Origin of the sequence: Paenibacillus sp. FSL W8-0186, assembly GCF_037969765.1 — a bacterium.
Lineage (GTDB): Bacteria > Bacillota > Bacilli > Paenibacillales > Paenibacillaceae > Fontibacillus > Fontibacillus woosongensis.
On record NZ_CP150207.1, the window covers coordinates 2,656,921 to 2,679,527 of the forward strand.

Annotated in this window: 22 protein-coding genes; 16 read left to right on the top strand and 6 right to left on the bottom strand. The window is 50.1% G+C overall.

Annotated features, from left to right (window positions below):
- Position 1: 1 nt before the first annotated feature.
- The 3 genes from MKX50_RS11965 to MKX50_RS11975 are packed head-to-tail and all read left to right on the top strand — an operon-like array spanning position 2 to position 3,991.
- Positions 2–1,816, top strand: coding sequence for an acyl-CoA dehydrogenase family protein (locus MKX50_RS11965; protein WP_213588458.1), 1,815 nt, complete (start codon positions 2–4; stop codon positions 1,814–1,816).
- A 29-nt stretch (positions 1,817–1,845) separates the two neighbouring features.
- Positions 1,846–3,528, top strand: coding sequence for a long-chain fatty acid--CoA ligase (locus tag MKX50_RS11970; protein WP_213588457.1), 1,683 nt, complete (start codon positions 1,846–1,848; stop codon positions 3,526–3,528).
- A gap of 25 nt (positions 3,529–3,553) precedes the next feature.
- The gene (locus tag MKX50_RS11975; RefSeq protein ID WP_213588456.1) at positions 3,554–3,991 is read left to right on the top strand and encodes a PaaI family thioesterase; all 438 of its coding nucleotides are present in this window, start codon (positions 3,554–3,556) and stop codon (positions 3,989–3,991) included.
- Positions 3,992–4,039: 48 nt separating this feature from the next.
- Here MKX50_RS11975 and MKX50_RS11980 read toward each other — a convergent pair whose 3' ends face one another.
- Complete coding sequence (locus tag MKX50_RS11980; protein ID WP_213588455.1) at positions 4,040–5,167, bottom strand: hypothetical protein; 1,128 nt, start codon at positions 5,165–5,167, stop codon at positions 4,040–4,042.
- A gap of 262 nt (positions 5,168–5,429) precedes the next feature.
- Here MKX50_RS11980 and MKX50_RS11985 point away from each other — a divergent pair, with 262 nt between their 5' ends.
- The 7 genes from MKX50_RS11985 (at position 5,430) to MKX50_RS12015 (ending at position 11,625) form a co-directional block, all read left to right on the top strand.
- On the top strand, positions 5,430–6,086 hold the full coding sequence (locus MKX50_RS11985) for a hypothetical protein (protein WP_339159778.1): 657 nt from the start codon (positions 5,430–5,432) through the stop codon (positions 6,084–6,086).
- Positions 6,087–6,114: 28 nt separating this feature from the next.
- Complete coding sequence (locus MKX50_RS11990; RefSeq protein ID WP_213588453.1) at positions 6,115–6,681, top strand: TlpA disulfide reductase family protein; 567 nt, start codon at positions 6,115–6,117, stop codon at positions 6,679–6,681.
- 29 nt (positions 6,682–6,710) lie between these two features.
- A complete protein-coding gene (locus MKX50_RS11995; RefSeq protein WP_213588452.1) occupies positions 6,711–7,187 on the top strand; it encodes a pyridoxamine 5'-phosphate oxidase family protein in 477 nt (158 codons plus the stop codon).
- Positions 7,188–7,550: 363 nt separating this feature from the next.
- Positions 7,551–8,813, top strand: a complete 1,263-nt coding sequence (locus tag MKX50_RS12000; RefSeq protein WP_339159779.1) for a hypothetical protein — start codon at positions 7,551–7,553, stop codon at positions 8,811–8,813.
- A 42-nt stretch (positions 8,814–8,855) separates the two neighbouring features.
- On the top strand, positions 8,856–9,920 hold the full coding sequence (locus tag MKX50_RS12005) for a hypothetical protein (RefSeq protein ID WP_213588450.1): 1,065 nt from the start codon (positions 8,856–8,858) through the stop codon (positions 9,918–9,920).
- An 84-nt stretch (positions 9,921–10,004) separates the two neighbouring features.
- Positions 10,005–11,486, top strand: a complete 1,482-nt coding sequence (locus MKX50_RS12010) for an Ig-like domain-containing protein (protein WP_213588449.1) — start codon at positions 10,005–10,007, stop codon at positions 11,484–11,486.
- Positions 11,467–11,625 carry a hypothetical protein gene (locus MKX50_RS12015; RefSeq protein WP_213588448.1) on the top strand — a complete coding sequence of 53 codons (159 nt, stop codon included), beginning with the start codon at positions 11,467–11,469 and terminating at the stop codon, positions 11,623–11,625. The genes MKX50_RS12010 and MKX50_RS12015 overlap by 20 nt, the downstream gene beginning before the upstream one ends.
- 96 nt (positions 11,626–11,721) lie before the next feature.
- On the opposite strand, the gene MKX50_RS12020 is transcribed toward MKX50_RS12015, so the two are convergent.
- Positions 11,722–11,889, bottom strand: coding sequence for a hypothetical protein (locus tag MKX50_RS12020; protein WP_196427160.1), 168 nt, complete (start codon positions 11,887–11,889; stop codon positions 11,722–11,724).
- Positions 11,890–11,956: 67 nt separating this feature from the next.
- On the bottom strand, positions 11,957–12,922 hold the full coding sequence (locus MKX50_RS12025; RefSeq protein WP_339159780.1) for a LysR family transcriptional regulator: 966 nt from the start codon (positions 12,920–12,922) through the stop codon (positions 11,957–11,959).
- Between the two features lie 135 nt (positions 12,923–13,057).
- On the opposite strand from MKX50_RS12025, the gene aroC reads away from it, so the two are divergent.
- Positions 13,058–14,113, top strand: coding sequence for a chorismate synthase (aroC, locus tag MKX50_RS12030; RefSeq protein WP_213588447.1), 1,056 nt, complete (start codon positions 13,058–13,060; stop codon positions 14,111–14,113).
- A gap of 31 nt (positions 14,114–14,144) precedes the next feature.
- Here aroC and MKX50_RS12035 read toward each other — a convergent pair whose 3' ends face one another.
- Positions 14,145–15,047 carry a LysR family transcriptional regulator gene (locus tag MKX50_RS12035; protein ID WP_213588446.1) on the bottom strand — a complete coding sequence of 301 codons (903 nt, stop codon included), beginning with the start codon at positions 15,045–15,047 and terminating at the stop codon, positions 14,145–14,147.
- A gap of 130 nt (positions 15,048–15,177) precedes the next feature.
- On the opposite strand from MKX50_RS12035, the gene thrC reads away from it, so the two are divergent.
- On the top strand, positions 15,178–16,467 hold the full coding sequence (gene thrC / locus MKX50_RS12040; RefSeq protein WP_213588445.1) for a threonine synthase: 1,290 nt from the start codon (positions 15,178–15,180) through the stop codon (positions 16,465–16,467).
- 301 nt (positions 16,468–16,768) lie between these two features.
- Entirely contained in the window at positions 16,769–18,364 is a 1,596-nt protein-coding gene (locus MKX50_RS12045) for an Ig-like domain-containing protein (RefSeq protein ID WP_339159783.1), read from the top strand.
- Positions 18,365–18,444: 80 nt separating this feature from the next.
- Here MKX50_RS12045 and MKX50_RS12050 read toward each other — a convergent pair whose 3' ends face one another.
- On the bottom strand, positions 18,445–19,623 hold the full coding sequence (locus MKX50_RS12050) for a copper amine oxidase N-terminal domain-containing protein (protein WP_213588443.1): 1,179 nt from the start codon (positions 19,621–19,623) through the stop codon (positions 18,445–18,447).
- Positions 19,624–19,858: 235 nt separating this feature from the next.
- On the opposite strand from MKX50_RS12050, the gene MKX50_RS12055 reads away from it, so the two are divergent.
- Positions 19,859–20,716, top strand: a complete 858-nt coding sequence (locus MKX50_RS12055; protein ID WP_213588442.1) for a VOC family protein — start codon at positions 19,859–19,861, stop codon at positions 20,714–20,716.
- Between the two features lie 120 nt (positions 20,717–20,836).
- Here the strand turns inward: MKX50_RS12055 and MKX50_RS12060 are convergent, their stop codons facing one another.
- Positions 20,837–21,145, bottom strand: a complete 309-nt coding sequence (locus tag MKX50_RS12060) for a helix-turn-helix domain-containing protein (protein WP_213588441.1) — start codon at positions 21,143–21,145, stop codon at positions 20,837–20,839.
- Between the two features lie 188 nt (positions 21,146–21,333).
- Between MKX50_RS12060 and MKX50_RS12065 the strand changes: the two genes are divergently transcribed.
- Positions 21,334–21,741 carry a DoxX family protein gene (locus MKX50_RS12065; RefSeq protein ID WP_213588440.1) on the top strand — a complete coding sequence of 136 codons (408 nt, stop codon included), beginning with the start codon at positions 21,334–21,336 and terminating at the stop codon, positions 21,739–21,741.
- 14 nt (positions 21,742–21,755) lie between these two features.
- Positions 21,756–22,607, top strand: a complete 852-nt coding sequence (locus MKX50_RS12070; protein WP_213589371.1) for a VOC family protein — start codon at positions 21,756–21,758, stop codon at positions 22,605–22,607.

Consider the following 22,607-nt stretch of genomic DNA (forward strand, 5'->3'; position numbering starts at 1 on the left):
GATGAATAACGATACGGTCCAAGCGGCGGACACCACACGGGAATCCGCACGTAAAGTGTTAGGCGGAGCCTTCGTGATTGAGGATCTGGACTGCCGCAGAGTAACGACGCCGGAGGACTTCACGGAGGAGCACCGCATGATCGCCGGGACGACGGAAGATTTCGTGGCCGCGGAAATTTTGCCACTCGACGAAGAGATCGAGAAGCTGGACTATGAACTTACGGTGAAGCTGCTTAGAAAAGCAGGCGAGCTCGGGCTGCTAGGCGCTGAGGTACCGGAGAGCTACGGCGGGATGGGGCTGGATAAAGTGAGCGCAACGCTGATCAATGAACGGTTAACGAAGGCGTCTTCCTTCGCTCTCTCAGTCGGTGCGCACGTCGGCATCGGCACCCTTCCCATTGTGTATTTCGGGACGGAAGCGCAGAAGCAGAAATATTTGCCGCTGCTCGCAACCGGAGAGAAAATTGCCGCCTACTGCCTGACAGAGCCGTCCTCGGGCTCGGATGCGCTTGGCGCAAAGACGACGGCTGTGCTGACTGAAGACGGCTCGCATTACGTGCTGAACGGAACAAAACAATTCATCACAAATGCAGGCTTTGCCGACGTGTTTATCGTATATGCCAAAGTTGATGGTAAAGACTTCAGCACATTCATCGTCGAACGCGAAATGGAGGGCGTCAGCATTGGGCCTGAGGAGAAAAAGATGGGGATTAAGGGCTCCTCGACCTGCCCGCTCATTCTGGAGGACGTGAAGGTGCCTGCCGATAACCTGCTCTGGGAGGTTGGCAAAGGCCACCTGATTGCCTTCAACATTCTGAACATCGGCCGGTTCAAGCTGGCTGCCGGCTGCGTCGGCGCAGCGAAGGATGCGATCCAGCATTCAGCCCAATATGCCAACGAACGCTCGCAGTTCGGCCGTCCGATCAGCTCTTTTCCGCTGATTGGCCAGAAGTTGGCAGAGATGAACGTCCGCACCTTCGTGCTGGAAAGCATGGTGTATCGAACGGCTGGATTATTCGACGTCGGCCTCGCTGATGTGGATCATCAAAGTGCGGATGTCGGCTACCAGTCGGCCAAAGCGATCGCCGAATATCAGCTGGAATGCTCGATCAATAAGGTGTTCGGCTCCGAGGTGCTGGACTTCGTCGCCGACGAGGGCGTTCAGATCCACGGCGGCTATGGCTATATTCAGGAGTATCCGATCGAACGGATATACCGCGACTCGCGGATTAACCGCATATTCGAAGGGACAAACGAAATCAATCGATTGCTCATTCCGGGAACGCTTGTCAAGCGGGCGCTGAAGGGCGAGCTCCCTCTAATGCAGAAGGCGATAGCGCTGCAGTCGGAGCTGCTCGGCATGACACCGCCCGCTTCCTTTGAAGGGACATTGGAGCAGGAAGCCCATATGCTGGCCATGGCCAAGAAGATATTCTTGATGACCGGTGCGGGCGCGGTGCAGAAGTACCAAATGAAGCTGGAGCAGGAGCAGGAAATCCTGAGTCTGCTTGCCGATATGATGATTTCGATTTATGCGATGGAAAGCGCGCTGCTGCGAACCCTCAAAATTATGGAAACGTCCCATGAGGCGAAGGCGGAGCTTCCGGTCAATATGACAACGTTGTTTATTCATGAGCAGTTCGGGCAGGTGGAAGGATGGGCGAAGGAGCTGCTGGCGGCGATGGAATCGGGAGATACGCTGCGGACGCAGTTGTCCGTGCTCAAGAAGCTGACGCGCAGAACGCTGGTCGACCTGATAGGCTTGAAGCGGCAAATTGCCGGAAAAGTTATCGCAGCCGAGAAATACGTTGTGTAACGAACATCCGAAGATAGGGGTGGACGGCAATGTCAAACAAACCTTGGTTGAGACATTATCCCGCTGAAGTACCACCGACCTTTGAATATCCTGCACATAATCTGGCAAAATTTCTGGTAGATTCCGCAGCAGGTCATCCGGAGAAAATCGCTCTTGAATTTATGGGCGCCAAAATAAGCTACGGCACACTGCTTGATCATTGCTATCGTTTTGCCAATGCACTGTTGAAGCTGGGCATTGGGAAAGGGGAGAGGGTCGCGGTCATGCTGCCCAATTGCCCCCAGTCCGTCATCGCTTATTACGGGACGCTGCTGATGGGCGGGATCGTCGTTATGACGAACCCGCTCTATATGCCGCGGGAGCTGGAGCATCAGCTCAAGGATGCCGACGTGCGCTTGATCGTCACCTTGGATGCGCTCGTCGCTCGCGTTAAGAACGCAATTGGCGTGGGCGGAGACGGCCTGGACTATATCCTCGTCACCTCGGTGAAGGATTATTTGCCTTTTCCCAAAAACGTGCTGTATCCCATCAAGGCCAAAAAGGACGGCATGTACGTGAAGATAGACTACGGCCGCAGGGTGCTTTCTTTAAAAGAACTAATCAAGGGAGCTTCACCAGAGCCTTGCGAGGCTGCGGTGGACGGCGAAAAGGATCTGGCGCTAATACAATATACGGGTGGGACGACAGGCTTCGCGAAAGGCGTGATGCTGACGCATGCCAACTTAGTGGCGAATACGCTGCAGACACATCTGTGGTTCTACCGCGGCCGAGAGGCAGAGGAGAAATATTTGGCGGCGCTTCCGTTTTTTCATGTGTTCGGCATGACAGTGCTTCTGAATAAAGCGGTGTATATGGCCGGAACGCTGATCCTGATGCCGAGGTTCGAGGTAGATCAGATTTTGAAGGCGATTGATCGGCAGAGGCCGACCGTATTCCCTGGGGCGCCAACAATGTATGTGGCGATCATCAACCATCCGGATGTCCGGAAATACGATTTATCCTCCATCAATGTATGTATCAGCGGCGCAGCGCCGCTGCCGCTTGAGGTTCAGACCCGGTTCGAGGCATTGACGGGAGGCAAGCTGATCGAAGGGTACGGCTTGACAGAGGCGTCTCCCGTGACGCATGCCAACAACATTTGGGAGAAGCGCAAAAGCGGTTCCATCGGCATCCCCTTGCCTGATACGGAAGCCCGCATCGTAGTTCCGGATACGCTGGAGGATGTGAAGCCTGGCGAAATCGGCGAGTTGGCCGTGCGCGGCCCCCAGGTCATGAAAGGCTACTGGAACAGGCCGGAGGATACGTATAAAACGCTAAAAGAAGGCTGGCTGCTGACCGGGGATTTGGGGCGCATGGACGAGGACGGATTTTTCTACATTCTCGATCGGCGCAAGGACTTGATTATTGCGGGCGGCTACAATATATATCCCCGGGAGGTCGAGGAAGTGCTCTTCGAGCATCCCGACGTTGCCGAGGCTATCGTCGCCGGCGTGTTCGACCCTTATCGCGGAGAGACGGTGAAAGCATACGTAGTGCTACGCAGCGGAGCGGCGCCTGACGAAGCGTCGCTGAAGCAATGGTGCAAAGAGAAGCTCGCTGCCTATAAAGTGCCCAAAATTTACGAGTTCCGCGAGAGTCTGCCAAAGACACTTGCCGGCAAGGTGCTGCGCCGCAAGCTGGTTGAGGAAGAGAACGAGAAGCCGCAATTATGATCCCGGGGGAAGGGAGAAGCAGGTTATGAATGCAGATACAGAAGACAAGGACGCTTTGCAGCGTAATATTGAGAGATGGAATGCCATGGCTCAGAATACGTTTTGGGATTACTTGGGCTGCGAAATCGCGGAGATTCACGAAGGAAAAGTTATCGTGACGCTGGACATTCAGCCCCATCATTTGAACCTCATCGGCATCGTCCACGGCGGAGTATATGCCACGCTTGTCGATTCGGCGATGGGACTGGCCGCTATGCTTGCGCGTCCTCATGACAGCGTTGTGACAACCAATCTCAGCATGAACTATGTAGCGAAGGCCGAACAGGGACGCATCGTCGTTACCGCAGAAATCATACACAGTTCCCGCAAATCCATTTCGACCCAGGCTTATGCCCGGCTGGAAAACGGAGAGCTTTGCGCCTTTGGCAGCGGGACGTTTCGCGTCATTAACGGAACGGGGTAAAAGCTGCGCGATAAATAAACCGACCTTTGGAGCAAGGTCGGTTTATTGTTATTTGCTCCGCTTCTCCAGCCAATCGCGGAAATAGATGAGCTTGAATACGAGGAATATAGTGATCAGGAAAAATCCGGCTGTCAGCACGTCGATCAAAACCGCTTCAAAATAAATCGAAGGAATAGGCTGCCACAGTTTGGCTGTTAGCAGTCCGGCAAAATACGCCGTTAAAATGACCAGGGTATCGACAAGGGGAATATACCACTTCTGTCCCCGTCTCCAGTAAGTTCTCGAAACGACAATGCTTAATACGGTTAATATGCAAACCACTGATGAAGGCGAGCTGTCGGGAAACATTTCTTCCTCGATCGGCCAATAGGGGACCCACAGCATAGCAATGAGAAATAGGGACAGCAGGACCCCTGCGAACAACGGGCGGAAAATCCGCTGGTCGTTTGCAGCGTGCCGCTGCGCCTTGCGGTGCTTCATATCGGTACTTTGCCAAATTGGAATATTTCTGCGTTGTCTTGTTTCGATGTCGGACAAGGCGTCCATGGAGCTTAACAGCGTTTTATCGAGCTCATGGTACCCCGCAGCATAGTCCTGCGCTGAAGCTTCGCTGACATTTTGAAGCGTATGGTATACGGGAACGTGATGCTCCCAAAATTTATGCACCCACTTCATCAGGTCGCTGCGGCTTCCTAAACCAAACAAAGCATAATCGACATTTCCGTGCTCGTCCTGCCATTTCATAATAATTTGTGCACAGACGACATAATAGCCGGGTGTGTTAGATCTTCCGGAAGAGACATACTGCGTCTTGCGTGCGATAAGAACCTCCTGCATGCGCTGGAACGGGATCAGATGCTCGTGTTCATGGCCGCTTTTTATATTTTTGAAATAGGTATAATAGCCATCGTTTCGCAGCTCGCTGATTATTGTAAAATCGGTATGCAGTTTGCTCCCCAGGATCATCATGCGCGTTGCCCATACAATGACGACTCCTACGAAAATGCAAAGCACCGCTCCAAGCCCTTCTTTTTCAAATATAAAATAGCCCCCGAGCACAAACGCTCCTGCTCCGATCAGCGCGATAACGGTAATAATGATAATATGGGCAAATTTGGCCCACTTTGGAATTTCATTGGAGTATTTCAAGTTTTCCTTATTGCGCATTTCAATCAAATCGATGCACTCCCTGGCAATGTGATATATGTTATACAAATGATGTTATACGAGTATGCATTGGACTGGTTTCGCAAGTACCGAAAGATAGGACTATAGTCTTTTTAAACTGTTGTGAAAACCTCGAAGCAGACGAAATGGGCGCGGCTTGACACGAAATAGCAAAAGACCTATTCTTTTTGTATACCCCGAGGGGTATTTCGGAAAGATTCTTGGATAGAGCGGAGGGAATACAATCGGAACAATAACGTTTGGGCCGCTAATGTTAAGAGCGGATTTGCTCATGTTTTTGCTGTCGGCCGTCATCGGTTACAGCGTTCTAAGCATCCGGCTGCGTCATCGGGAAGAGGGCCGCTGGATCAAGGATTCTTACGTCACTGCTCTGGGAATCGGATTTTTCTTATGGAAATTCAGCATGCTGATTTTTGATCCGCTAGAAGCGCTTGCGAATCCCCTGTCGCTGCTGTACTTCTCGGGAGGTCAAAGGGGCTTATGGCTTGGGGCGCTCGGAGGGATGGCCTATCTTGCTTACAAGGGCTATAGAAATCGGCCGCTGGTTCAACTTCTTATTAAATCATCAGTTTTGGCATTTGCCGCCGTACAGGCTGCCAGGTTCACGATGTTCTTTCTGTGGGAAGACTCGTTAGGCTGGAAGCTGCCGCTTTGCGCGCTTCTATCTCTAGTCCTGTCGATTGCAGCCTGGTTGAAATTCGATTTACCGCTAAGCTCCTTCGTGCCGCTCGTTTTGTGGTATAGCATAGGCTCTGCCGTTTTTCCCTTTCTGGACGGAAATCGCCATATCGTGTTGGCCGGTTTTTCACTGGAGCAGCTTTTATTCATTCTCTTGGCAGTGGCGATGCTCGTCTTGGATTCAATAGGGAATCGCCGGAATCGCCACGATAAATCCAAACGATTATGACCGAAGTCAAAGGAGGCAGTGAAATCAAATGAGAAAAAACTGGATCGCCATCATCGTGCTTCTGGGCTTGATCGGTTGGGGTGTGTATGATTACATGACTAAAGCAGATGTCAACCCGATAACGGCTGGGGAGTCAGCCACAGAGGATGATTCCGTTCCAATCGGCTTGAAGGTCGGCAACCGTGCACCGGATTTCACCTTGTACAATCTGGATGGAAACGAGGTGAAGCTAAGCGATTATCGCGGCAAGACGGTACTGCTTAATTTCTGGGCTAGCTGGTGTCCGCCATGCCGGCTGGAGATGCCTCATATGGAGAAGTTTTACGCGAAATATGCGGATAAGGATGCGGTTGTGCTGGCGGTCAATATGACTCACTTGGAAGAAGGCAAGGAACATGTGAAGTCTTTCCTCAAAGATCTCGGCTTGACGTTTCCACATGCGCTCGATGAGACGGGGCGGATCACCGACCAGTATCAGGTCATTGCCTATCCAACGACCTATGTGCTCAATGCCAAAGGCGTAATCACCCAGAGATTTCAGGGAGCGATCGATTACAATATCATGAAGGAAGCATATTCGAAGGCGGTGAAATAGCCGCTGAAGGAAGGATTAGGAGGGAAATAATGCGTAATCACGATAATGACTCTGCGGTTCTGTCTCCTCACTTATATTCGCTGCTAAACGGGACAGATTTGCCGGATAAACAGCATGTGGCATTTATGCTGCTCACCGTTACAGAGCAAAATTGGCCGCATACGGCAATGATCAGCGCAGGCGAAATCGTCGCTTTAAATCCGTCCACACTTAGGCTCGGTTTATGGGAAAATACGGTCACGACGCGCAATATGACCCGCACAGGACAAGCGATGCTAGTCGTGATTTCGGGCCAGGCCGCATGTTATATCCGGTTATCGCTAATGAGACTGCCTGATCTTGCCAAGGCCAAGCATCCGCGAACCCGCTTTGAAGCTAAAGTCGCGGAATGCCGGGAGGACATTGCGCAATATGCCGACATTATTTCCGGCGTGCAAATTCGGCTGAAGGAGCCGGAGACAGTACTGCAGCGTTGGGAGGAGACGATTGAGGAGCTGAAATCTTGAACATGGTTCATTTATAATTGTTTGACAGTTCTAAGGGGCCACTTCGGGAAGAAGTGGTTTTTTTCGTGATCTGAGTACTTCGATTCATTCTCTTAACCTATCAAAAGTTGGTAAAATACAATTAAACTTCCAGAATAATAGCTCTCTGGTCGTGGTAAGCCCATACCCTGTTTCTTGGAGGTGGTCAAGGAGCGTAATGAGGCATGATCCTGCTTTAGATCGCTAAAAGAGTACCGGCCATCATGAATTTCTCGAATGTCTTGTTCATCAAGTACAGTCATACATTCTTAAATCCTGGAGGAGAGAATGATGAAAAGAACAAATGTACTGTGGAACCAAAGGATATTCACCTTGATCTTAACTATGACGATCGTATGGACTTTGCCGGCAGCACAAGCTGCGGCTGCTGAAGCGACGGGGACTCTGGAATGGGAACGCGCATTGGGAGCAAATCTGAAATTGCTGGATGTGTCCGAATATGGGAATGGGTATTCGGTGGTCGGCTTGAACAAGAGTACTAATTTCGTGTATATGGCGAAGCTTCATGCTGACGGAACGGTTTATTGGGAAGAGGAGCTGCCGCTGATTGCCGCAAACGGCAAGCGTGCTGTACCCGAGGCGGCAGGTACAACGAAGGACGGAGGCTATATTGTAGGGGCCACCGTAAGTGGTATTCATTATCGGTATAGCGATTATTATGCGGCCAAGCTTAACGCTGAAGGCAGGATAGAATGGACTAATGAATACTTATCCGGGTCTCATGCTTCCTTTAATTACATTCATCAGGCTGAAGATGGAGGGTATTTATATCTGAATAATACGGAGGTGTATCTGGCCGATTATTCCAAGACTTCCGCAGGGAAAATGGATGCTGATGGTAATGTACAAATAGAGAAGACCCTTGCAAGCGGAAGATTCACTTCACCATATGCTCGGCAGATCCTTGAATTAAAGGATGGCAGTTACCTGGTTGTCGGAGGCAAGGATCAAATTTTATATACATGGAGATTGGCTGAAGATTTTAGCATTGCTGATGAACAGGAATATACGGAGCTCTCTACGGGAAAAGCCGCAGCTACTGCTGATGGAGGCTACACGCTGGCCGGAGTAACGCAGCAGGGCTATGTCAGGTTGTACGAAAACAGCGGCCATCAAGAGAGCAATGTCGTCCAACTTAATTTGACGGGGCAAGTCCGCTCCCTCTATGAGACGGCGGGCGGAGGTTATATATTGGGAACTTCCCAAGGCGTATATCAGACAGATTCAGATGGGAATATATTGCAGGTTTATGAGGTCAGCGGCCTGGATAAGGCCATTCCGACTTCAGACGGCAACGCCGTCGTTCTCGTGGAGGGAAGAATCATCAAGCTCGGCAGCGTCCAGTCATTACAGCTGGACTCCAGCGAGTATAGCGTGAACATCGGGCAGCCGATCGATGTAATCGTGACTTATTTCGAAGGAGCTGCGCCGCTTAATGTTACCAAGGAGAGTTCGTTCCGCACCAGCGATCCATCGATTGCATATGTGGATGAGGAAGGAAACCTTATTGGGGTGAAGCGGGGGCGGACAATGTTGACGGTGACCTACAATGGACTTGAAGCCAAGGCGATTGTTGATGTGTATTAATAGTGCCAGAGCCAGGAATGTGTTAAAGAATGGAGGAATAAGATGACATTTGCACTCCGGTTGAGAAAAGTGTACGGCTTGCTCATATTGGCTGCAATCCTTGTGGCAAGCTTCGCGTCTGAAACGGCAATGGCTGCAAGCGGGCACGAGCCAGTCCAGGAATGGGAGCTTGATTTTAGCGGCACCGGCATAAAGATATTCGAGATCTACGAGACGGATCAGGGTTACACGATCATTGGAACGAAAAATAAACAGCAAGCCTTTTTGGCCAGGTTGAACGCAGAAGGCAGCGTCATGTGGGAGAAAACGCTGGATCTCCGAACCAGCGATGGGAACCAAGTCGTTGTCACAGCTGCGGATTATACGCGCGACGGGGAATACCTGCTTGGCGGCACGGTCCCTGGATATGATTCCTATTATTATATAGCCCGGACGGATGCGGATGGGATTATCCTCTGGGAGAAGGAAGAGTTCAGCCGCGATTATGTCGAATTTAACGAGATTCGGGAGACATTCGATCAGGGAATTATTTATTCTTATAATTCGGGCCAGTCCACCGCCTATATGGTGAAGCTTGACGCCACAGGAGATTACCAGTGGAAAAATGAGCTTACCATGACGAAATACGACCCTAACGTGTCCATAGAATCCGTTCGTCCGGCGGCAGATGGTGGCTATATTGCCGGGGCTTTCCGCAGCGGCAGTTATATGCTGTGGAAGCTGAGCGCCTCGGGTCAATCTGAATGGATCAACTATTATGGCGACGGGATCGGGTGGGCCGTACCTGCGCCAAATAACGGCTATGCCATCGTTAATTATGATCGCTGGCTCAATCAATCCGTTCTGATTATAGGCCAATTTAATGGGCAGCAGTTGACCAAGGAGCTCGGCATGAACGGCACAGCAAGGTCAATTGAGTCGGCGCTGGCCGGCGGTTATCTGATCGGCCTCTCCAATGCGGTTATTGCCTGCGATGCACAGGGGAACGTAAAGTGGAGCAAGCCGGCAAGCCTGTTGACAAAAGCGCTGCCGACGCATGACGGTGGAGCCGTATATATCGCCTCGTATGAGAAGGTGGTAAAGCTTACGGGCAGTTCCGGACTCTAACCGAACTTCGAACAACGATCAAACACGATACCTAGCAACAGCGAGAGCAGTCCCTATAATTCTTATATCCCGGAGGAGAGAATTATGAAGTACGCTTCAATGACTGATGTAAGCCGAAGAGTGGTTCTATGCCTGCTTGCTGCTGCGCTGATTTCCCTATGGCCGTCCGCTTTGCATGCGGCGACTTCCTCTGACGAACCGCCGATCGTGGAGTGGAGCCATAAGTATAGCGGTTATACCAAGATTTTTCATCTGAATGAAACGGCAAGCGGATATGATTTGGCAGGGGTGGCTTTAAGGGACGCGGTGAATTTATCGAAGGTGGATCAATCCGGGCTGCTTCAGGGCAGCAGAACGTTTTACTTAACTGGAGATAACGGTAAACGCGTTACGATTACGTCGGCGGCCCCTACCCGGGACGGCGGGTTTATTCTAAGCGGAACCTATCCCGAATTTTATTATTTCGACTGGATTCCTTATGTAGCCAAGGTTAATCCTTCCGGAGAAGTGGAATGGAGCAAGGATTTGGCCAGAGATGTGGGTTACGCCGAGCTGTATGATATTCGGGAGAATCCCGATGGCAGCTTCATTTACGCTGCAGTGAATTCAGGTGAACCGATGATCCTCATTGCCGGCAAATGGAACGAGCACGGTCAGCCCGTTTGGGAAACGATGCTAAAGACCGGCAGCTTCGTTGAATTATGGAATATGGATACGTTATCGATCGAGCAGTCGCCGCAAGGCTATTATTCAGTGATAGGCTGTAATCGCGGAAAGCTGGACATTTGGAATTTAAACGGGGCGGGGGATGTGATTTGGACGAAAAGTTATGGCGGCGTCAAGCCTTCTGTTGGCATTCCTCTCAAGAATGGCGGATATGCTATCGCCTCTTCCGATTATTTTACGGATATGACATTAACCCTTACGGACGCGCTGGGTGAGACGCTGTGGACTCAAAACTACGGGGTTCAGGGCAAGGTTCTATCCGTGGAGCAGTTCGATGATGGCGGATACTTGATCGGAACGGTAAAAGGAGTGGTAAAGACGGATGAGGGAGGCAGACTCGAGTGGGCAAAAACGGATGTGGACCGGGTAATCCGGGTTGCGGCTACCCGTGAAGGTGCCGTAATATTGCTTACAGAATACGGCAACATGATTAAGCTGTCTGCACCACCGCGATCCGAAAAAGTCAAATCCTTAGCCTTTGATTCGGATAGCTATAGCCTGAGCATCGGCCAAACGCTGGATACAGTGGTCACCGCTGTATACGGTCAGGGGGAGGTTCACAATGTCAGCGGGCAAGTCCGGTATTCTTCCGCAGACCCCGATATCGTTGCCATAGACTCCGATGGCAACATTACAGGGTTGCGGCATGGCGTTACAACGATTAGCGCCGAGTTGTCCGGGGTGAAGACGAGTGCAGAAGTATATGTTTACGGCTCTGCACCGATAGACCGGCTGCAGCTGGATTCCGGAGAATACAGTCTGATCGTGGGCCAGACGCTGTATTTTGGCCGTAATCTACAATCGAGGCGGGCAGCACCGTATGACCGTTACCGGGGATAGCGTTATCACGGTATCTGATTCAACGATTGCTGCTATAGATCCCGAGGGGAATATGACCGGCATAAGAGAGGGACGGACGAGCGTTACCGCTGCTTATGAGGGATTGGAAGCCATGGCGGACGTTGTGGTATACAAGTGAATTAAGCCCATCGTTTGTTCGCGTTGGACAAACGATGGGCTTATTTTTTGCTGGGCGCAGATTTACTGCTTCATGGTGCAAATGCTGGAGCGTATTTTATTTACCGCTGGTTTTGTCGTCGTCGACGAAGGCCACGGGCTTGCCTACCCATTCATCGGCTTGCGGCTCAATGTCAACGCCGCTTTCAATTTTTTTCTTCTCGGCCAAGGAATCGCCTTTCTCGTCAAGCTTGTTGCGGATTTGATCCTCAGATTGGTGATCCATTATGGTAGCCTCCTTCTTTTCGGCATAATTGATGCTGTCCCTATTTATAGTTACCCTTAACCGGGCATTACAAACATGATCCGTAAGAAGAGCGCAGCGAATCGATAAGGAGCTCCATGAACTGTTTAGCCCCGACGGATAAAGACATATCTCGCCGTGTCGCTACAGAAATAGAGCGCAAGGGGATCGGCTCGGCGATTTGCAGCTCGAACAGCGTCTCGTCGCGCAGCTCCTCGGCAGCAAAGGCGCGGGCGACGAAGGCAGCTCCATAACCGCGCTTGGCGAACTCGATCAGCATATCCAGGCTCCCAAGCTCGATGTCGACCTGAGCTTCGATCCCGTAATCATGCAGCCATTTCTCCACGAAATGCCGCGTGCTGCTGTCTTTGGAGAACAAGAGCAGGGGAATTTGGTTTAGCCCGCTGGCGGTCATCTTCTGTCCGGCGAAATGGCGGTAGGCAGGTCCGACGACGAAAACATGCTGTTGTGAAATAAGATGGCTGGAGACCAGCCTATCATCGCTGAGCGGCAAGTGAACTAGTCCGATATCGATGTGACCATCAAGAAGCTGGCTTTGAATGTCGCTGCTCTTTCCTTGGGATAAACGAATTCGGACATCCGGATACCGGCTGTGATACTCATCCAATGCCGGCAGGAGAAGATGTTTGATCATCGGTCCGCTGGCGCCGACGCGAAGCTCGCCGCTTGATAAATTTTTAAGGTTGGCAATTTTCTCTTCCCCTGCTTTGAGCAGCGCGAAGGATTGCTCGACATACTCAAGCAAGGCGCTGCCTTCCGGTGTCAGCTGTACGCCTTTGGAGAGCCGGTCAAACAATTTGACTTCGAGGCGTGATTCCAGCTGCTTGATGGCGTAACTGACCGAAGGCTGCGTAATATGCAGCTGCTGGGCAGCTTTGGTCAAGTTGCCGAGGCGTGCGGTATGCAGGAAAATGCGATACAGCTCGATGTTGACTTGATTCATGGAAGCCATTGGATCCATTTGCGCTTCACCTTCTAGATCTATTTTGTTCATACCGTTCAAATTATTGAGACATAGATAGAGTCTATGCCAAAGGATTAGTTTTTGAATTTCATTTATATCAATGAACAAATTATAATGAGAGGTATAATAAGATGTCAACATTGAGCGAATGAGGGAGAGATCGATATGGCAGGCAATACATTTGGAGAAGTATTCAAGATTACGACGTTTGGCGAATCGCACGGGGCGGCCGTTGGGGTTATCGTGGATGGGGTCACACCGGGAGTGGAGCTGACCGAAGCTTATATCCAGGCGCAGATGGACCGCCGCAAACCGGGCCAATCCTCGGTGACTACGCCGCGCAAAGAGTATGACATCATAAGCATTAAATCCGGCATGTTTGAAGGGAAGACGACGGGTACGCCGCTTTTTATCATGCTCGAAAATAAAGATATGCGGCCAGAGGCTTACAGCGATATCCAGAACGCTTTCCGCCCCGGGCATGCTGACTTCACATATTTGCAAAAATACGGCATTCGCGATCACCGCGGCAGCGGCCGGGCTTCCGGTAGAGAGACGGCGGGACGAGTAGCCGCCGGAGCGGTAGCGCGCAAGCTGCTGGAGCATCGCGGCGTGCAAGTGGTGGCTTATACGAAGGAGCTTGGCGGAATCCGCTGTGAGACCTACAACGAGGAAATCATTGAGCAAAATGCGGTACGGGCCTGCGATCCTGACGCTGCCGTGCGGATGATTGAACGGGTGGAGCAGTTGGCAGCCGCGGGAGACAGCTGCGGCGGCATCGTGGAATGCCGGATTCGCGGCGTGAAGGCCGGGCTGGGCGAGCCGGTCTTCGATAAGCTGGATGCCGAATTGGCCAAGGCAATGCTCTCGATTGGCGCAGTTAAAGGCATCGAGTTCGGCGCGGGCTTTGCTGCAGCGGGCATGCTGGGCAGCGAGCATAACGATGAGATGAATGCTTCCGGATTTTTGAGCAATAATGCTGGCGGGATTCTCGGCGGAATCAGCACGGGCAACGAAATCGTGTTCCGTATCGTCGTTAAGCCGACCTCATCGATTTCTGTTCCGCAGCAAACGATGAATGTTCGGGGCGAAGAGCAGCAAATTATTACGGAGGGCAGACATGACCCAAGCATCTGCCCGCGGATTATTCCGGTAGTTGAAGCGATGGCTTGCCTAGTCCTGGAGGATCATTACAAACGGCAGGCTGCGATGCTTGGATAAGCAGAAACGGCAGCCCTTTAAGGCCTTAAGGCTATGTAGCTTCCGTTGATGATGCGTGCAAAGCAAGCTCCAGGAAAGCCTGGGCTTGCGGAGGCAGAGGGTCGCCCGCTCGCACGCAGCATGAAATAACGTTGCCGGCCTTGAGCTCGCCCGCCTCGATGCGTACTAACGCACCGCTGTTGATGTATGAGCGGGCCTCGATGGCCGAAATGAAGGTAATACCAAGACCGGCCATCGAGGCGCGCAGTGCCTCTTGGGGCCCATTTACCCGAACCGCGGGCAGCGGTTCGGGTATTTCTGCTGCCCGGCAGAGCGACATCAGCGCCTGAAGCGTATAGCTCCCCGATTCCCTTAATATAAAAGGGGAGGCGAACAACGCGGTCGGAGAAATGCTTCGTCCGGCAAGGGGATGATCGCGATGCGCTACGAACCATAATTCGTCTTCATAAACCGGGATGAAGTCGATGTTCGCCGGAAGCTGCTGATGCGAGCCGCCAATCCAGGCCATATCGGTCTCATAACGAAGCAGCCTGTCTAGTGCAAACTGCACATTTCCAGACACCATGCTGATTTCAACCGCGGCGTGCGATCGCTGATACTGCGCGAGCCAATCAGGCAGCAAATAATTTGCCGGCAAATAAGTAGCTGATATTTTCAAGCGGCCAATGCTTCCTCGCTGATAGGCAATGCACTGCTTGTCGATTTCGGCTTCGAGGGCAAACAGCCGGTCCGCCTGAGCCGCCAGCCATTTCCCCGCATCGGTCAATACTACATTTCTTCCCTCCAGGCGCGTTAAGCGCATTTGCAATTCCTTTTCCAGCTTGCGCAGCTGCATCGTCACTGCCGGCTGGCTGATATTAAGCTGCTCGGCTGCCTTGCTGACCCCTCCGGCTCGTGCAATCTCATAAAAAATGCGTAAAGCATGGATATTCATGGGATATGCCCTCTCTTATATATAAATAATTCTTATCTATTCCTAAATTATATATATTATACTTATTTTATGCTATCCATTATTGTTGTCTTATTAACATAAATCCATGGGGAATCGAGGAGAGATTTGAATGGGGAACGGAAATGGCCGGGAATACACGCTGCGATGCTTAGAGTGCGGGGGAGAGTTCGTTGGACAATGGCGGATCCGCTGTCATTGCGGTGGAATTTTGGAAATATGGCGGGATTTAAGCGGCTTGGACGGCGAACGGTTAAGGCGGCTATTTGAACAAAGGCTCTTTACGGAGCGGGGTACAGTCTATGCCGGCGGGGTGTGGAGATATAAAGAGCTGATTGCCCCGGAATTGCCGGATAATGTGTTGACGACTAGGGGAGAGGGGAACACGGGACTGTATCGCTCACAGGCCTGTGCAGCATATGCCGGCATCAGGGAGTTGAAGCTGAAGGCGCAGAGCGAGAATCCGAGCGGCTCCTTCAAGGACAACGGCATGGCCGCAGCTGTTTCGCATGGTTTATCTCTAGGGGGTAATGTTTTTGCCTGTTCATCGACTGGAAATACCTCGGCATCCCTGGCAATGTACGCAGCCTGGACCGGGAGCTTCTCCTTAGTCTTTGCGCCAGCCAGCAATATCTCTCCGGCAAAAATCAGTCAATCCACCGCTTACGGGGCGCAGGTTATACGGTTTGATGGCACGTACGACGACGGGGTAGCCTTCTTGGAAACGTGGGGCGACGTTCTTGGATTGTATGTGTGCAACTCGCTGAATCCTTATCGGATCGAAGGACAGAAGAGCATCGTCTACGAGCTGGCGCAGCAGCTGCAATGGAAAATGCCCGAATGGATTGCAATTCCGGGAGGCGCTCTCAGCAATGTGTCCGCGCTGGGCAAAGGTTTGGACGATTTATGGAGCCTTGGCATGATTGATAAGCTGCCCCGTATCGCGCTTGTACAGGCAGAGGGAGCTAGTCCCTTTCATCGGATGGTAGAGCATAAAAGGAAGACACTTGTGCCCGAGCCTAATCCTGTCACCCGAGCCAGTGCCATGAATATCGGCAATCCGCCCAGCTGGCGGAAAGCTCTGGCTGCGCTGGAACTAACGCAAGGGGTGACGGTAGCGGTCAGCGATGAAGAAATCATGCTGGCCAAGCGGGTCATTGACCGCAGCGGAGTCGGCTGTGAGCCAGCCTCTGCTGCCACGCTGGCTGGGTTGAAGAAGCTTAGAGCGAATGGAACTATTGATAAAGAAGAGACAGCCGTGGCGATACTAACCGGTCACATGCTAAAGGATGTCGCAGCGCTGGAGGAACTATATAGCGAGGAAATTACGCATATGCCCGGAGGAGAGCTATTATCGCCAGAAGCTGTCAGAATCGCTCTTAATGTATTTAAATCGGTTTGAGGCTGCTCTAAAAATATATATTTATGGGAAAATATAGTGAAACTTCCAACGTGCATCGTAGTCTAATTATATATGTTGAACCAGGAGGTGGTAAAATACGAGCTTGTCCAATTTTAAATATTAAACAAGATAGGAGGAGAGGAGTAATTTAGAAGCATGAACTAAGATAGTTCAGCACGTTAAGAATACTAGCCAATACGGAGATTCATTTGTACTGCAGCTTCTGCGAGCATCAATGATTTAAAAAGACAGCAGGCGTTCTACTTAATTCAAATATTCTATTCTACTGGAGGAATGAAATATGAATAAACGCCTTAATCGCAAATGGATTGCATGGCTGCTGACTGTTATGCTTCTTGCTGTTGTTCTGCCGGCAGGGGGGGCTGCCGCTGCAAGCAATGAAGCCGAATTGGAGTGGGAACGGACTTTAAGTAAGGACATTCGATTCATCGATGTGAAGCAGACGGAGGACGGATACTCCCTGATTGGTTCTCATAATCAAAGCTTTGACTTGTATTTAGCTAAGGGCGATACAGAAGGTTATTTATACTGGGAGAAATTTCATGAGGCAAACTCCGAACCCGGCCGAAGATATCTTCCAGGAGCTGGCACCACTACACCGGACGGAGGATATTTAATTGGCGGCACTGTCGGAATTGGGAGGGAACGGAACAGCCCGTTTTTTATCGAAAAATATGATGCCGAAGGTAACAGTGTAGCATATATACATCTCACTGGCGGTACCTCTCCGGGTTTTTCAGATATTCGGCTCGCAAAGGATGGAGGGATACTATATGCCAATAATCTGGGGGGCTGGTTTAATATTCATGACAGAGCTTTCGCCGGCAAAGTTACGGATCAAGGAGAAACGGTATGGTCGACCAAGCTTGGCGATACATTTGCGAGTTTCGGATATCATTCCGACAGATTGATTGAATTGACGGACGGAAGCTACCTGGTGGAAGGATATAACGGTTACTTTAGAAATCAATACGTATGGCGGCTCGATGCAGAGGGTCAGATCCTGGAAACACAGGAATATCAGGGGCTTATTAGCGGAGCGGCGCTTGCAACGGATGATGGAGGATACATCATTTTTGCCACGGATGCCGAGACGAATGAAGTTGTATTCCTTAAAAATACAGCCTCACACGAGACAGAGCTGTATCTCCCGCTTTCTTTTAATGGAGAAGTGAAATCCCTTGAGGAAGCAGCGGATGGCGGTTATCTGGTAGGTACGACAGAAGGCATTTATAAGACGGATGAAAACGGAAATGTGCAATGGCAGCGAGCGTTAAGCGGATTAAGCAAGCTGGCTCCTACAACGGACGGGGGAGCTGTTGTAATTGCGGGTCAAAAGCTGCTGAAATTCAAAGGGGCTAATGAGGAAGCTCCTTTGGAAGATGGCCTGAGCTTTGACTCTAACGCTTACTCGCTGGTCGAGGGGCAGAGGCTCGATACGGTAGTTACAGCTGTGTATGGCGGAGTGAAGAGCGATGTCACGGGACAAGCTGCTTATACCTCGGAAGATGAATCTATTGTTTCTATTGATGAGGAGGGCAATCTGACAGGGCATCGTCTCGGACAAACGAAGATTCGAGCGGTATTTAACAGCATGTCGACAGAAGCCACTGTCTTTGTCGTGAGGACGTACACGGCTGTTCTGTTGGACTCTGCAGAATATAGTGTTAATATCGGCCAACCGCTGGATCTAGTCGCCTACTATCAGGAGGGCAACAAGCTCGCAGATGTTACTGGCGATAGCCATTTCGAGGTGAGCGACCCCGCAATTGCCCGGATAGAGGACGGTCAAATCATTGGATTGAAGGCAGGTCGAACTTCTTTGAAGGTAACTTATAACGGTTATGAAACAACGGCCATTGTTGACGTATATTAATTACCTGCGTGAGAAGGATACGGCACAAACGCCATGAAACTGATCCACAGAAAAAGAACCGGGGAAACCCGGTTCTTCTTTTATTTCAGCTTGAATACGTACTTTTTACTATGGTTATCATATAGGCTGCGGTTCTCGAATTGCAGACTGCCATCCCCGGTCTCACCCAAAAAGACAAGATTATCCCCATGATACGGGACATCGTTCATTTCGGCATATTCAAGTTCTTCACCGCTCAGGAACTGCTGATACAATAAGGTTGCCGAGTTATCCTTCAAGTTGATCAATGTCAGATGCCCGCTTAGATTCGGGCGGATTAGCAAATAGGATGAGCTTACAGCTAGAACGGAGTGGTTCTCGTCTTTGCCGGTAAGCTTGGGCAGATCATATTCCCGGATGACCTGGCCATCGGCGTCAATGATTGATAGCAGCTTGCCATCGGTGAGAACCGCATTCCCATCTTGATCCACTACGGCGTTTTTCTCATAACGCTGGAAATAATAAGCTTTGCTCTGGCTGATGACCTGTTTGTCTTTGATGAAGGCCGTGTACACATTCGTATGGACATGTGGTTCTCCATAATTGTCTTCAACCGTAATGATATAGCTCTGCTGGGCGCTTGGCATGCTGTAGGCGCTGATCGTCGTGAATTCTTGAATATCGACATTCAATTGGCCCACGTGTTCCGGTTTTGCTTCAAACGGGTAAGCAAAATATAAATCCCCTGTGTTCTTATTCAGCCATATGCTTGTATTCACGCCAGCTCCCTGAACATAGGGCGATTTCTGGGATAACGAAACTGTTTTCTTGGCGGCATTCCACTCTACGCCAGCTCCTATCGCCTCCGAGAAGAAGCGGATGGGCACGAAGGTACGGCCGCTGCGCACGATAACCGGGGAATTCAGCTTCACCGTTGTACCGTTAACGGTTGCAATGGAAGCATTTAGTTTCATGGACACAATACGATTGGGATAGGTCATCGTCACGCTCTGATCCTGTGCGTTCCAGAATACGACGCTGCCCAGCAGTTCGCCGATATCCCTAAGCGGCAAATAGACCGAGTCTTTGTAAAATAGTGGCGCAGACGAAGGTGAATATTCCTGGCCGTTAAATAACAGTTTGATACTTGATTTCGAATTGCTGCTGCTTGCCGCTGCGGCAGTTGATGAGGCCGAGGAAAAGGTGATCGGGGCGATGGACAACATGGCTGCCAGTCCGATCATTGCAATTTTGGATGAAGCTTTTTTTGTGATATTCATGGGGTTCTCCCTCCAACGTAATTTGGAATTATTGCGTCGTCGAATATTTGGACGATTTGTTTGGAAAAAAGTTGCACGCATACATGCAATCCCCCGTTGCCCAGTCTAAACCTTATTTACGCTGAAGGTGGTTATTGACAAAAAGTTTAATTGTAACTATACTGATTACAACATTTGTAACTGATGTGATTACAAGTTATTTGCATAAAATATATAGACGGAAGGGGCCCTACATATGGCACAAATTATTCATCCGCAGGCGGAGATTGGCCTGGTTCGTTTGAAGGTACAAAACTTAGAGCGCTCAATCGCTTTCTATGAAGAGGTGATTGGGCTGAAGCTATTGAAGCAAGAGGGCGATGTGGCCGAGCTTGCTGCTGACGGGCGCCATGCGCTCGTAGTTCTGGAAGCAAACGACGGCTATCGCATATCGGCAAGCCGCTCTTCCGGTCTTTATCATTTTGCAATATTATTGCCCGACAGAGTGTCGCTTGGCTTGGCGCTGCGCAACTTGGCCAAGCACAATGTTTCAGTGGGTCAGGGCGATCATCTAGTAAGCGAAGCGCTATATTTGAATGATCCGGACAATAACGGGATAGAAATTTATGCGGACCGGCCGCGGGAAACCTGGCAGCGCAGCGCTGACGGGGAGTATGTGATGACGACAGATCCTGTGGATATTGAGGGGCTGCTGCATATATCCGAACAGGCGCAGTGGCAGGGGCTCCCTGCTGATACGGTAATTGGCCATGTCCATTTTCATGTAGGCGATCTCCGGCAGGCCAAGCATTTCTACTGTGATGTGCTCGGCTTCGAGGTTACGGCTCATTACGGCTCGGCTGCATTGTTCATTTCCGCGGGCGGCTACCATCACCATATTGGGCTTAACACCTGGGCAGGAGCGGGTGCGCCGCCTGCGGCAGCTGATGCAACTGGCTTGGCGTATTACACCGTAACACTGCCTCATCAGCAGGCGCTGGCCGAGGTGGAAGCCCGGATTATAGAAGCAGGCGTAGCATTCGAACGCGTAGAAAATGCTATTACAGTAAGTGATCCTTTCGGAATCCAAACACAATTAATTGTAAAAGGATAATAACTCACCAACGAAAAGCACTGAGGCTCCAGGAAGCTGTACGTTCCTGAGCTTCGGTGTTTTATTCATGAGGAGCTGTAACTTTGGACTTCATCCGGCCCATCATTCAACATGCAGGAATTATGCTTTTAGCCAATGCCGAGACCATTTCTCTATTTCACTAAAAATGGGCTCAAATGCTAAACCTTTATCCGTTAATGAGTATTCAATCCGCACAGGAGTTTCCGGATAGATTTCTCTTTTGACTATTCCCTCGATCTCTAAATCCTTCAATCTCTCTGAAAGCACTTTGCCGCTTATTCCGATTGCCGTTTCAATATTACAAAAGCGCTGCGGGCCAGATAATAACTGATAAATTATCAATCCAGTCCATCTTTGGCTTAATAAACTCATAGCTTGTTCAAATCCCGGACAAATTGATTTATCCAATCGAATCTCCTCCTTATATCCTTAGTATATCACTTTCTACAAGTTTCAACATTACTTTTACATAATTACACACTTGACGTATGTAGTTTATATAAATATAATAACTTACATAAAGTAACCAACTGATAAATTGAAGTTTCGTCTTCCGGTTTGTTCAGTTGGTATCATGATGAAGGAGTGTTTAGTTAATGGTAAGAAAAGATGAGCTGGGTTTGACATTGTTAAGGTTGATTTTAGGTATCACATTCTTGATACACGGGCTTGACAAATTCCAAGGTGGAATTGCCAATACTGCGGCCTTTTTCGAAAGCTTGGGGATGCCTGGTTTTGCTGCCTATGTCGTAGCGCTAGTTGAATTATTAGGCGGAATTGCAATGATATTAGGACTTGGAACAAGGGTTGTCGCCGGTTTATTCGCGATCATCATGGCGGTTGCAATCCTCAAAGTAAAACTTGCCATAGGCTTCCTTGGCAATGGACAAATGGCCGGATATGAGCTGGATTTGATTTTACTTGTAATTTCCGTTTATCTCGCTTTGAAGAATAGAACTTCCTGGGCATTAGACAATATTTTGTTCCAAACGAAAAAAGCTTAAAAGAGGTGTGTATGATGAGCTTTCACCGCGAACCCAATATCTATGTCGGGCAAGTAAATCTTAAGGTTCAACATCTAGAACGTGCGCTGAAATTTTATAAGGAAATCATCGGCTTTAAGGTCCTGGACCAAACAGAAAAAACGGCGAACTTGACCGCAGATGGAAAGACGGTTTTGCTGTCCATTGAACAACCTGATAACGTCGTGCCGATGCAAGGAAAGACCACCGGCTTGTACCATTTTGCTTTGCTCCTGCCTAGCCGCTCGGATTTGGCGCGCATCGTTCAGCATTTCGCTCATCTTGGGCTAAGAATCGGTTCTTCCGATCATCTTGTCAGTGAAGCTCTCTACTTATCGGATCCGGATGGGAACGGGATTGAAATTTACAGAGACCGTGCTCCTTCGGAATGGGTATGGAATAAAGGTGAAGTGGAAATGGCTGTGGATCCATTGAATTTTAGTGACCTTCTATCGGGAGCAGATCAGAACAAAGCATGGGAAGGGTTGCCGTCCGAAACGGTGATGGGGCATGTCCATTTGCACGTATCTGAAATGCATCGGGCTGAAGAATTTTATGTTAAGGGACTTGGATTCGAGATCGTCAACCGCTATGGGGCGCAGGCGATGTTCATTTCTACGGGTAAATACCATCACCATATTGGCTTAAATACATGGAATGGTGTGGGTGCGCCCCATCCAGCTGAGAACAGTGCCGGTCTCAAATCATTTACATTAATGTATCCCAATGCTGCAGCGCGAGAGCAAGTCATCGCGAATTTAAAAAATATAGGTGCCTCCGTTACGGAGGAGAATGGGGCATTCGCTACAGCCGATCCATCGGGGAATCGTATTCTAATGCTGGTCTGA